The sequence below is a fragment of the Acidovorax sp. genome, from assembly GCF_016783915.1.
Lineage (GTDB): Bacteria > Pseudomonadota > Gammaproteobacteria > Burkholderiales > Burkholderiaceae_C > Acidovorax.
The window spans coordinates 1-12,019 of sequence record NZ_JADHVT010000139.1 but is presented as its reverse complement, the minus strand read 5'-3'; the positions used below and the strand labels follow the sequence as shown (position 1 = coordinate 12,019).

General features: G+C 65.2%; 9 protein-coding genes and 1 pseudogene. All 10 read right to left on the bottom strand.

The features are described 5' to 3' along the window. Nucleotides 1-415 (bottom strand): annotated as a pseudogene (locus ISS20_RS19680) (transporter); the annotation flags it as partial. Nucleotides 416-787: 372 nt separating this feature from the next. Further along, entirely contained in the window at nt 788-1,567 is a 780-nt protein-coding gene (locus tag ISS20_RS19675) for a FadR/GntR family transcriptional regulator (protein ID WP_291438777.1), read from the bottom strand. Between the two features lie 110 nt (nt 1,568-1,677). Beyond that, nucleotides 1,678-2,730 (bottom strand): patatin-like phospholipase family protein, encoded by a 1,053-nt coding sequence (locus ISS20_RS19670; protein ID WP_291438776.1) that lies wholly within the window; start codon nt 2,728-2,730, stop codon nt 1,678-1,680. A gap of 161 nt (nt 2,731-2,891) precedes the next feature. After that, nucleotides 2,892-3,659 carry an ABC transporter permease gene (locus ISS20_RS19665; RefSeq protein ID WP_063462470.1) on the bottom strand — a complete coding sequence of 256 codons (768 nt, stop codon included), beginning with the start codon at nt 3,657-3,659 and terminating at the stop codon, nt 2,892-2,894. 12 nt (nt 3,660-3,671) lie between these two features. Beyond that, complete coding sequence (locus ISS20_RS19660; RefSeq protein WP_291438769.1) at nt 3,672-4,496, bottom strand: ABC transporter ATP-binding protein; 825 nt, start codon at nt 4,494-4,496, stop codon at nt 3,672-3,674. A gap of 187 nt (nt 4,497-4,683) precedes the next feature. After that, nucleotides 4,684-5,715: an ABC transporter substrate-binding protein gene (locus ISS20_RS19655; RefSeq protein WP_291438768.1), complete on the bottom strand. Its 1,032-nt coding sequence runs from the start codon at nt 5,713-5,715 to the stop codon at nt 4,684-4,686. A 292-nt stretch (nt 5,716-6,007) separates the two neighbouring features. Next, entirely contained in the window at nt 6,008-8,314 is a 2,307-nt protein-coding gene (locus ISS20_RS19650) for an NADP-dependent malic enzyme (protein WP_291438767.1), read from the bottom strand. A 178-nt stretch (nt 8,315-8,492) separates the two neighbouring features. After that, nucleotides 8,493-9,980, bottom strand: coding sequence for a nucleobase:cation symporter-2 family protein (locus tag ISS20_RS19645; RefSeq protein ID WP_291438766.1), 1,488 nt, complete (start codon nt 9,978-9,980; stop codon nt 8,493-8,495). A 211-nt stretch (nt 9,981-10,191) separates the two neighbouring features. Then, nucleotides 10,192-10,896, bottom strand: coding sequence for a GntR family transcriptional regulator (locus ISS20_RS19640; protein ID WP_291438765.1), 705 nt, complete (start codon nt 10,894-10,896; stop codon nt 10,192-10,194). Between the two features lie 38 nt (nt 10,897-10,934). After that, the coding region (gene dctA / locus ISS20_RS19635; protein ID WP_291438763.1) for a C4-dicarboxylate transporter DctA at nt 10,935-12,019 on the bottom strand (1,085 nt) is incomplete at its 5' end.

Here is a 12,019-nt window from a genome sequence, read left to right as displayed (position 1 = left end):
TGACGCCCGCCGCCTTGCAAAAGCCGTAGACGATGGGCACCAGGATGATGAAGCCTACGTCAAAGAACACCGGGATGGCCAACACCAGCGCTGCGGCGGTGAGTGCCATGGGCACCCGTGTGGGCCCCAGCAGCTGCGTGAAGCGGTTGGCCAGGCTGGCCGCGCCGCCCGAGACCTCGATCATGCGCCCCAGCATGGAACCCAGCGCCACCAGGATGGCCACCGAGCCCAGCGTGCCGCCCATGCCTGCAATCAGCGTGCTGATGATGTCGCCAATCGGCATGCCCGTGGCAAACGCCACCAGAAAGCTCACCAGCATCATCGCCACGAAGGCGTGGACCTGCCAGCGGATGATGAGCAGCAGGAGCAGGCCAATGCTGCCGGCGCCGATGCCGAGAAGTGCGAGGGTGGACATGTACGGGATATCTCCGGGAGGGAAGGTGCAGCAGCGCAATGGGATGGGCCCATGCAGCGTTTCGGGCGAGGCCTGAAATGCACCTCGGTTGGTGTGTTTATATGGTTATCATACAAATTATCCGATGCTTCGCTGGTACGGGTTAACCCGCGTCTGGCGAGATGTGGGCACGGGCTGTGATGCAGTTTTGACGATTTTTGGGCTGAAGCGCCAGTGGAAATTGCGTCGATAGCTATCAAATAGATAGCAAATCAGCTGTGCGCTGGGTGGCGACCCCATCTGCCGCCATCGCGCAATCCCCACGCAGAGATGTGCGAGGTCCGAGTCAGGGCTTGTTCAAGCCCCGTCCTCAAACTGGCTCTTGGATGTAGCTCAGAACACCAGCGGTGCCGATGCCGCCACCAGCGGCTGCGCAAGACGGGCGCCGTCCTGTGCCCAGAACGTGAGGTCGGCTTGCTCGATGCGGGCCAGCGCGTTCTTCATGTGCTGTGCCGCCGCCGCGCGTGCGGCCATCGGGTCACCCGCCTCGATGGCCTGCACGATCTGCGTGTGCTCGTGGGTCACGGCGTCGGCAAAGTCGGTGCGCCGCGCCTCGTTGGCGCGGGTCACGCGGGTGGCGCCTTTGAGGAACTGCGCCAGGTAGTCCAGCGTACTGATCATGAACGGGTTGCCCGATGCCTGGGCGATGGCGCGGTGGAACAGCACGTCTTCTTCCACCCCGTCGCGGCCATCGCGTACGGCGCTGGCAATCTGTTGCATGGCCTTACGGATGGCGGCGAGGTCGTCGTCGCTGCGCCGCAAGGCCGCGAGTTCGGCCACTTCGGATTCGAGCGCGCGGCGCACCTCCACGATCTGCATCACGGCCTCGCGCGATGCCGCGAGGGGCACATCGAACTGCAGCGGCTCGATGCCAGGCGCAAGCACATACACGCCGCTGCCCTGCCGCGAGTCCACCAGCCCCAGCGACTTGAGGCGCGAGATCGCCTCGCGCACCACCGTGCGGCTGACCTGGAACTGCTGCGCCAGCACAGCTTCGGTGGGCAGCTTGTCGGCCGCCTGGATGCGGCCCGCACGAATCTCGGCCTCCAGCGCGCTGGCCACCTGGTCGGAGAGCTTGGCGCTGGGTTTGACGGCGGAGAAAGGCGAAGACATGGGTGGGGCGGACAGTGGGGCGTGAAGTCGGTGTCGGGATGTGCTGGCAGGCCGGGGGCGCAGTTGACTTTACCTGAAGGGCACTGCGCCTGAATCGTTTGTTTGCCGCGCTACTTGGGCGCCGGGCAGGAGTCGTCCAGTTTGGCCAGGCCCGCCAGCTTCTGGAGCCGGCTACGGTTGTCCAGGCAGGCCTGGTACTGCACCTCGGCCGCCTTCTGCTGGGCCTGCGCCGCCGCCTTGCTGCGCTCGGACTGCAGCTGGGCCACACGCTCGCGGATCTGCGGCATCACGGCCAGGGCGGCCTTTTCGCCTTCCACAATGGCATTGGCGCGCTGGCTGAAGTCGGCGGCGCCAATGTCCAGCACCTGCGGGCGGATGATCACATCGGCCCGCGCCAGCTCCGCCTGGCCCAGCTTCTGGCCCATGATGGCAATCGACTGGTTGAGCGCGCCCAGCATGTTGCCAGGCGTCTGGCCCCGGGCCTTGTTGGAGATGTCCACGGCAATCACGATATCGGCGCCCAGCTGGCGTGCCGCATCCACCGGCACGGGGCTCACGATGCCGCCGTCCACAAAATGGTATTTACCGATGGTGACGGGCTGGAACACGCCGGGCACGCTGCTCGATGCACGCACCGCCTGCCCCGCGTTGCCGCGTGCGAACACGGTGCGCTCGCCGTCTTCGAGGCGCGTCGCCACCACTGCGAAGGGCTTGGCCATCTGCTCCAGTGGCTTGCGGCGCACCTGCTCGTTCACATAGTCTTCGAGCTTCTGGCCCAGCACCAGCCCGCCGGACGAGAGTTGCAGGTCGCGGATCTTGGCTTCGTCCAGCGCCACAGCTTTTTCCTGCATCTCAAACGCATTCATGCCGCTGGCATACAGCGCACCCACCACGCTGCCCGCACTGGTGCCAGAGATCACGGCGGGCGCAAAGCCATTGGCTTCCAGCATCTTGATCACGCCGATGTGTGCAAAACCCTTGGCAGCGCCGCCGCCCAGGGCGATGCCGATGCGGATGGGGGGAGCGGAGGGGGAAAGAGGGGGCTGCGCGCCCGCGTCGGGCCGGGTGGGCGTGGTGCCACCACATGCGGCCAGGGCCAGGGCTGCCAGCAAGGACACGGTGGCAAGGGCGGCTAGCGGGTGGAAAAATGCGGTCAAGCGCATGCCAGGCGATCCTGCGGTGCAACGGGGCGCGAAGTATAGCGGCGGCGCTGCTCTAACACCGTGGGTGGTGCTATTTGCTCCCAAAAACGTAGCTGCTGGCGCTTTATGGACAAGCGCTGGGCGGCATTTGTGCTGATTTGTTCACACCCGCCCGTGCAAACTCATTCGCCTTGCGAGCCCCGGTGCGCCCAGCCGGTGGTGCGCTTTTCGATCCAGCTGAACAGCTCGTACATCACCATGGCCATCGCACCCACCACCATCAGGCCCGCAAAGGCCAGGCCCATCTGCATGGACGAGCCTGCGCTGATCAGCAGGTAGCCAATGCCTTCATTCGCAGCGGTCATCTCCGACACCGTGGTACCGACAAAGGCCAGGGTGATGGCGACCTTGAGCGAGCCGTAGAAGTACGGCATGGAGCGCGGCAGGCCTACCTTGGTCAGCACGTCCCAGCGCTTGGCGCCCAGCACGCGCAGCACGTCTTCCAGCTCGGGCTCCAGCGTGGCGAGGCCTGTGGCGATGTTGACCATGATGGGGAAGAAGCTGATGAGAAACGCCGTGAGGATGGCAGGCCCCACGCCAATGCCGAACCACACCACGAGGATGGGCACAAAGGCGGCCTTGGGCAGTGCGTTGAAGGCCGTCATCAGCGGGTACACGGCGGCATAGGCCAGGCGAGAGGAGCCGATCACAAAACCCAGCAGCACGCCGACCACGATGGCAATGCCAAACCCCGCCATGGTCACCCAGTAGGTGCGCCAGGCGTGGGCAGCAATTACGCCGCTGAACTCGACCAGTTGCGTAGCAATGACCCAGGGGCTGGGGAAAAGGTATTCAGGGACGCTGAAGGCCGAGCAGACGATCTGCCACAGCAGGATGATGGCGACGAGCAGGATCCAGGGGGACCAGCGCTCCACGGTTTTCTTGTGCATGACTCGCCTTGTTTATTGCTGGATGGGCGCGCCAGCCTTACGCAGGGCGCCAATGTGGCCGCGCAGCTCGTGCACGATGTCGGTGAATTCCTTGGTGTAGGTGATCTCCAGGTCGCGCGGGCGCGGCAGCTCGATCTCCTTGCGCACCACAAACCGGCCGGGGCTCTTGCTCATCACATACACCGTATCGGCCAGAAAGACCGACTCGCGCAGGTCGTGTGTGACCAGGATCACGTTGAATTTCTGCTCGGTCCACAGGTCGCGAAGGATGCACCACAGCTCCTCGCGAGTGAACGCGTCGAGCGCGCCAAAGGGCTCGTCCAGCAGCAGCATCTTGGGCTCGTGGATCAGCGCGCGGCAGATGCTGGCGCGCTGCTGCATGCCGCCCGACAGCTGCCACGGGAACTTGTCCTCATACCCCGCCAGTCCCACCTTTTGCAGCAGCTTGCGGGCGCGTTCTTCGTATTCCTTGCGCTTTTGCTTGAAGTTGCTGCGGTAGGGCTCGACGATTTCGAGCGGCAGCAGCACGTTGTCCACCGTGGTGCGCCAGGGCAGCAGCGAAGGCGCCTGGAAGGCCATGCCCGAGACCTTGAGTGGCCCCGTCACCGGCTGCCCGTCGATGAGGATCTTGCCCATGGAGGGCATCTTCAAACCCGTGGCCAGCTTCATGAACGTGGACTTGCCGCAGCCCGAGGGGCCGACGATAGCGATGAATTCGCCCTGGCGTACCTGCAGGTCGATGGCTTCGACCGCAAACTGGTTCTTGGCGCGCAGCTCGTCGTTGTAGGCGAGCCAGACGTCGCGGAAGTCCACAAAGTAGGAATCAGCAGCCTGCATCAGAGGTCCGTAGTGAGTAGTGTTGGTGCACCGAGGTGGATGCTGGGCGCGGCCCAGGCCAGCGCCCCCGTGCAAGGGCTGCCATGCCGCGTAGGCGGCGCTTCGCTGGCGTGCACCGGGGGCGTCCCCCACCCGACTCGCGCAGCGAGTCGAGAGAGGGGGAAGGCGCGAAGCGACTCAGGGGGTGTCACTTCTTCGGCAGGATGTTCAGCTCGGCTGCGCTGGGCAAAAAGCTGGCGTTCCACACATCGTCGGCGTTCACGCGGGTCTTGGTGTTGAACGCATCCGAGACTTGCGACGCCATCAGCGAGAGGCGGCCGGGCTTGAGCTGGCCGAAGCCTTCGGCCCGGGCGTCGGGGCTGTTGATCACCGTGTCGATGGCCAGCTGCAGGCGGCGGGTTTCGAGCGGCACGTTCACGATGCCGTCGCGCGCCTTCACGTATTCGATGGAGGCTGCAGGGTTGGCGATGACTTCCTTGGCGCCCTTGGTAAACGCTGACAGGAAGGCCTTGATGGCGGCTGGGTTCTCCTTGATGAGCTTGGGGCTCGCAATGATCACGTTGCCGTACAGCTTCACGCCAAAGTCTGCGTAGGGCAGCACCACCACGTCGGCGGCCTTGGCGCCGCGCGCTTCCAGGTTGAGCAGTGAGGTGAAGGTGAAGCCGGTGATGGCGTCGACATCACCGCGCACCAGCATGGTTTCACGCAGCGGGGGGTCCATGGCGGTCCAGGTCACGGCGCCAATGCCGTTGGCCTTCTGGAAGATGGGGAACGCGCGGCGGCCTGCGTCAAACACGGGGGCGCCCAGCTTCTTGCCAGCCAGGTCGGCGGGCTTGGTGATGCCGCTCTTCTTCAGGGCCATGACCGAAGCGGGCGTGTTGTTGTAGACCACCATCACCGCCACGGGCTTGTTCTGCGCGTCGGGGTTGTTGGCGTGGAATTCCATCACGGCGGCCAGGTCGGCAAAGCCCATGTCGTACGTGCCCGAGGCCACGCGTTGCACCGCGCCGCCCGAGCCGTTGCCTGCATCCACCGCCACATCCAGGCCTGCGGCCTTGAAGTAACCCTTGGCCACGGGCTGCAGGAACAATGCGGCGGGGCCTTCAAAACGCCAGTCGAGCTGGAACTTGATGGGCGTGGTGGCCTGCGCCTGGGCCAGCGAGGTGCTGCCGATCAGGGCCAGGGCGGCGGCGGTTTGCATGAACAGTCTTTTTTTCATCGGGGGCTCCTGTCGGGCGAGGGGAAATGCGGTGAGGGAAGGTATCGGCCCCAACCAGGGCCATGTACCAGCAGTCAGCAAAAACGATGCCCGGTTTGCGCATGCGGGGGTTTTGCCGTGCCCCATTGTTCACCGAAGTGGTGCATGCCAACATGCTGGGTTTCCCGAAATGGTGCGCTCACCGTGCGGGGGGCTGTCGCGCCCATGAAAAACGGGGCCCGAGGGCCCCGTTGAAACGGTGTGTGGTCTGGGCTGCGCATGGCCTGCTCACAGCCAGCGCAGCACAGCGCGCTCAGCGTGGCCGGGCAGCAGCGCTGGCCACGGCCAGGGCCGTCATGTTGAGCACCCGGCGCACGGTGGCGGCCGGGGTCAGGATGTAGGCCGTGGCAGCGGCGCCCATCAGGATGGGGCCCACCGTGACGCCACCGCTGGTGGTCGTCTTGAGCACGTTGTAGAGGATGTTGGCGGCATCCAGGTTGGGGCAGATCAGCAGGTTGGCCGAGTCCGTCAGGGTCGAGTCCGCCATGTAGGCGTTGCGGATGTTTGGCTCCAGCGCGGCATCGCCGTGCAGCTCGCCATCACACTCGATCTCGGGGTGGGCGGCCACGAACAGGTCGCGAGCCTCGCGCATCTTGCGGGCCGATGCACGCTTGGACGAGCCATAGCTGGAGTGCGACAGGAAAGCGACCTTGGGCGGGATGCCAAAGCGTTGCACCTCCTGCACCGACATCCAGGCGATGTCGGCCAGCTGCTGGGCCGTGGGGTCTTCGTTGACGTAGGTGTCTGCGATGAACAGCGTGCCCCGGCTGGTCATCAGCGCGTTCAGCGCCGCGTAGTTGTTGGCGCCTTCCTGGCGGCCGATGATGCTGTGGATTCGTTCCAGGTGCGTTTCGTAGGTGCCCACCAGGCCGCAGATCATGGCGTCGGCGTCGCCCAGCTTGACCATCAGCGAGGCGATGATGGTGTTGGAGCGGCGCACGGCGGCCTTGGCCACTTCGGGCGAGGCGCCGTTGCGCTTCATGAGCTGGTGGTAGTGCTCCCAGTACTGTCGGAAGCGCGGGTCGTCCTCGGGGTTGCACACCTCCACATCCTTACCCAGCTGCATGCGCAGACCGGCCTTGGCGATGCGCGCGGCAATCACGGCGGGGCGGCCGATGAGGATGGGCGTGGCGATCTTGTCGTCGATGGCCATCTGCGCGGCGCGCAGGGCGCGTTCGTCTTCACCGTCGGCGTAGGCCACGCGCTTTTGTGCATCGGGCAGGGCCTTGGCCGCGTTGATCACGGGGCGCATCAGCATGCCGGTCTGGTAGACAAAGCGCGACAGCGTCTCCCTGTAGGCCTCCATGTCTTCGATGGGGCGCGTGGCCACGCCCGATTCGGCAGCGGCCTTGGCCACGGCAGGCGCGATCTTGAGGATCAGGCGCGAGTCGAACGGCGTGGGGATCAGGTAGTCGGGGCCAAAGGTCAGCTCTTTGCCGGCATAGGCGCTGGCCACTTCTTCGCTGATATCGGCCTTGGCCAGGTCGGCGATCTGGCGCACGCATGCCAGCTTCATGGCCTCGGTGATCTTGGTGGCGCCGCAGTCCAGCGCGCCGCGGAAGATGTACGGGAAGCACAGGACGTTGTTGACCTGGTTCGGGTAGTCCGAGCGGCCCGTGGCGATGATGCAGTCCGGGCGAATGGCCTTGGCGAGTTCGGGGCGGATCTCGGGCTCGGGGTTGGCCAGTGCCAGGATGATGGGCTTGGGGCCCATGGTCTTGACCATCTCGGCCGTGAGCACGCCGGGGGCCGAGCAGCCCAGGAACACGTCGGCGCCGTTGACTGCATCGGCCAGCGTGCGGGCGTCGGTCTTTTGCGCGTAGCGCGCCTTCGACTCATCGTAGCCACCGGGGCGGCCTTCGTAGATCACGCCCTTGGAGTCGCACACGAAGATGTTCTCGATCTTCACGCCCAGGCCCACCATCACGTTCAGGCAGGCAATGGCGGCCGCGCCCGCGCCGGAGACGGCAATCTTCACCTCGCCGATCTGCTTGCCCACCAGCTCCAGGCCGTTGAGCAGCGCGGCGCTGCTGATGATGGCCGTGCCGTGCTGGTCGTCATGGAACACCGGGATGTTCATGCGCTTGCTGAGTTCGCGCTCGATGTAGAAGCACTCGGGCGCCTTGATGTCTTCGAGGTTGATGCCGCCCAGCGTGGGCTCCAGCGCCGCGATGATCTCGATGAGCTTGTCGGGGTCGCGCTCGGCCAGTTCGATGTCGAACACGTCGACGCCGGCAAACTTCTTGAACAGGCAGCCCTTGCCTTCCATCACCGGCTTGCTGGCCAGCGGACCGATGTCACCCAGGCCCAGCACCGCCGTGCCGTTGGTGATCACCGCGACCAGGTTGCCGCGCGAGGTGTAGTCAAACGCCTTGGAGGGGTCGGCCGCGATGTCCAGGCACGGGTAGGCCACGCCCGGCGAGTAGGCCAGCGACAGGTCGCGCTGGTTGGACAACGGCTTGGTGGGGGTGACCGAAATCTTGCCCCGGGTGGGGTTGCGGTGGTATTCGCGCGCAGCGTCGCGCAGGGCCTGTTCGGCGGCGGAAATGTTCTGTGTCATGCGGAAATCCTGGAAGTCCTGGGCGGAAAGCAAAAACAAGGGTACCCGATGGCGTGGGCGGCGGACATGCAGGTTTATGCGTATGCAGCATGAAGCCAAAACCCCCTGGCAGCCATGGCGGACAGGGGGCGGGGCCACGCGGGCGGTGGCAGGTTTTCGGCAGCGGGCAGGCGGGATGCTAGTGGGCGTCGGCCTGGCGTGCGGCGTTGACAGCGGCGGAGGTGTCGCGGCTGGCGCCATTGAAGAAAACGTTCAGGGCTACCGCCGTGATCGAGGCCAGGAGGATACCGGATTCGATCAGCGGGTGGATGGCATGCGGCATCCACTGGCGGAAGCTGGGCGCGATCAGCGGCACCATGCCCACGCCGATGGATACGGCCACGATCATGGCGTTGAAGCGGTTGGTCTTGAAGTCCACCCCGCCCAGGATGCGGATGCCCGTGGCCGCCACCATGCCGAACATCACCAGCCCCGCGCCGCCCAGTACCATGGTGGGCAGGGACTCGACCAGCGCGGCCATCTTGGGCAGCACGCCCAGTACGATCAGGATCACGCCGCCCGCCACGCACACGAAGCGGCTCTTGACGCCGGTGACGGCGACCAGACCCACGTTCTGCGAAAAGCTGGTGTACGGAAAGGTGTTGAAGATGCCGCCCAGCAGCGTGCCCAGGCCATCGGTGCGCAGGCCGCGCGTGAGGGCTGCCTGGTCCACCTTGCGGTCGGTCATCTCGCCCAGGGCCAGGAACATGCCGGTGGATTCGATCATCACCACGATCATCACCAGGGTCATGGTCAGGATCAGGATGGGGTCGAACACGGGGCCGGCAATCTCGAACGGCAGCACCAGGTCAAACCACTGCGCCTTGGCCACCTTGTCGAAGTTCATCATGCCCAGCGCCACGGCCACCACCGCGCCAATGACGATGCCCAGCAGCACCGAGATGTTGGCAATGAAGCCCTTGGCGAACTTGGCAATCAGCAGGATGGACAGCAGCACCAGGCCCGAGATGCCTACGCCGGTCAGGTCCGCGTATTTCGGGTTGGGTACTGTGGGTACCACCGCAAAGCCCTTGGGCACCGGCGACAGTGACGAGCCGGGGGCTCCGGCAGCGGCTTGTGCATCGGCCAGCCACTTGAGGTGCTCGGGGTTGGGCACACTGGGCGCCGTGGGACCCACCGGGTTGCCAAAGATCCAGTTGATGCCCACGCGCATCAGGCTGATGCCGATGACCGCAATGATGGTGCCGGTCACCACGGGCGGGAAGAAACGGAGCATGCGGCTCACCAGCGGAGCGATCAGGATGGAAATCACGCCAGCACCGATCACCGAACCAAAGATCAGCCCGGCCCCGGCCGTGCCGCCCGTGGTCTGCGCCATCGAGATCATGGGCGCCACCGATGCGAAGGTCACCCCCATCATCACGGGCAGCTGAATGCCAAACCAGCGCGAGGCGCCCAGCGCCTGGATCAGCGTGACCAGCCCGCAAACAAACAGGTCGGCCGAGATCAGCTTGGCCACCTGGTCGGGCGTGAGGTTGAGCGCGCGGCCCACGATGAGGGGCACTGCCACGGCACCCGCATACATCACCAGCACATGCTGCAGGCCCAGCGCCGTGAGTCGCCCCAGGGGTAGGTGTTCGTCCACGGGGTGTACGGGCGGGTTCATGGGTGTCCTTCGGGGGTTGTGGGTGTGGATACGGAATGAATACCTGTGCCAGATGGTGCACAGGTGTCCATACAAAAATCGTATACAAAATGACCGGGCGCGCTTATCCCGGTAAACCCTTAGAAGACGGCGCAGTGAATCGACCGACCGCCTTCAACGAAGGCCGTCGGGAAACTTTGGGGACCTAGATGTGCCGGGTGTGTGGTTTGGCCTAGCCCAGGTCTATGGATGCAGCCTTGGTGCGTTGGCCCGTCAGCGGAGCCAGGGATTCACGCAGCCGGTCGCGCACGAGGGGCTGGCCGGGGTTCAGGGCGCCCTCCACCTGCCCGATGTGGGCCAGCATGCGTTCGCGGGCCAGCGTGGTGTTGTCAGCCTCCAGCGCTTCGACGATGGCTGCATGTTCGGCGCAGGATTGGCTGGCCGCGTGTTGCGACTGGTACAGCGAGGCGGCCAGGGTAGTGCGCGCCGTGAGGTCGCGCAGGATGTCGCTCAGGCTGCGGTGTCCCATCGCCTCGGCCAGGCAGACGTGGAAGTCTGCGAGCAGAAAGGCGCGTGTGGCGGCATCGGCGCCTTCGATGGCCTGCTGCTCATCGGCAATGTGCGCCCGCAGGCGGCGGGTCACGGTTTGCAGCGGACGGCCTGCGTCGGCAAGGATGCCTGATTCGATGATGCGCCGGGCCGAAAACGCGTCGCGCGCATCCTCCACCGAGGGCTCCACCACGTACCAGCCACGGCGCGAGCGTACTTCCACAAAGCCCCGTGCCTGCAGCTGCATGAGGGCTTCGCGCACCAGGGTGCGGCTCACGCCAAACAGATCGGCCAGCTCCTGCTCGCCCAGGCGCTCGCCGGGCGAGAGTTTTTGCGCAAGGATGGATTCCACCACCTGCTGGGCGATCTGGGTCTGGTTGATGCTCATGGCTGGATTGTCGCGTGCTGCACAGGTGCCATGCCAGATCAGGCGCGCGGCGATGGCGGCTCGCGGCCGTCGAGCACTGCGTGGGCGCGTTCGCGGTCGATATCGCCTTCCCAGGCTGCCACGGCCACGGTGGCGACGCAGTTGCCGATGAGGTTGCCCAGTGCGCGGGCAATGCCCATGAACCAGTCCACCGACAACACCAGCACAAGGCCAATCGCCGGGATGGCAGGGATGGCCTGCAAAGTGGCCGCCAGCACCACGATGGCCGAGCCGGGCACGCCGTGTGCGCCCTTGGAGGTGACCAGCGAGATCGCCAGGATCGTCAGCAGGTCGGCCATGGAAATCGGCGTGTTGGTGGCCTGGGCGATGAACACGGCCGCCAGCGTGATGTAGATCGAGAACGCGTCGAGGTTGAACGAGTAGCCCGTGGGGATCACCAGGCCCACCGTGGAGTCGCGGATGCCCATGTGCTTGAGCTTGGCCATGATTTGCGGCAACACACTGTCTGACGACGTGGTGGCAAACACCACAGCCAGTTCCTCCCGCAGGTAGCGCAGCAGCTTGAACAGGCTGAAGCCCGACACCCGCATGATGAGGCCCAGCACCACCACGACGAAGATGGCCACCGCGGCGTAGAACAGTGCCACCAGCATGCCCAGCTGCTTGAGGGAACCCAGGCCATACTTGCCTACGGTGAATGCAATGGCGCCCAGCACGCCCAGCGGTGCCAGCTTGATGATCAGGCCCATGGTCTTGAACAGCACTTGCGACAGGTCGTCGATCAGGATGGTGACGCGTGCGCCGCGCTCGCCAATCAACGCCAGCGCGCAGCCAAAAACGATGGAGAACAGCAGCACCTGCAGGACATCGCCGTTGGCAAATGCGCTTACGGCCGTGGTGGGGATGAGCTTGAGCAAGAAGTCGGTGAAGCCGCCCCCGGTGAGCTTGCTGGCATTCTCGACGTAGGCGCCCATGGCTTTGGGGTCCAGCGCCTTGGGGTCCACGTTCATGCCCACGCCGGGCTCGAACCAGAACGCCAGCACCAGGCCCAGCACCAGGGCGATGGAAGTGACCACCTCGAAGTAGATCAGCGATTTGACACCCACCCGGCCCACCCGCTGCA

Coding starts and splice junctions, on each gene's coding strand:
- ISS20_RS19675 (WP_291438777.1), bottom strand. CDS start 1,567: ATGTCTTCGCCTTTCTCCGCCGTCAAACCCAGCGCCAAGCTCTCCGAC.
- ISS20_RS19670 (WP_291438776.1), bottom strand. CDS start 2,730: ATGCGCTTGACCGCATTTTTCCACCCGCTAGCCGCCCTTGCCACCGTG.
- ISS20_RS19665 (WP_063462470.1), bottom strand. CDS start 3,659: ATGCACAAGAAAACCGTGGAGCGCTGGTCCCCCTGGATCCTGCTCGTC.
- ISS20_RS19660 (WP_291438769.1), bottom strand. CDS start 4,496: ATGCAGGCTGCTGATTCCTACTTTGTGGACTTCCGCGACGTCTGGCTC.
- ISS20_RS19655 (WP_291438768.1), bottom strand. CDS start 5,715: ATGAAAAAAAGACTGTTCATGCAAACCGCCGCCGCCCTGGCCCTGATC.
- ISS20_RS19650 (WP_291438767.1), bottom strand. CDS start 8,314: ATGACACAGAACATTTCCGCCGCCGAACAGGCCCTGCGCGACGCTGCG.
- ISS20_RS19645 (WP_291438766.1), bottom strand. CDS start 9,980: ATGAACCCGCCCGTACACCCCGTGGACGAACACCTACCCCTGGGGCGA.
- ISS20_RS19640 (WP_291438765.1), bottom strand. CDS start 10,896: ATGAGCATCAACCAGACCCAGATCGCCCAGCAGGTGGTGGAATCCATC.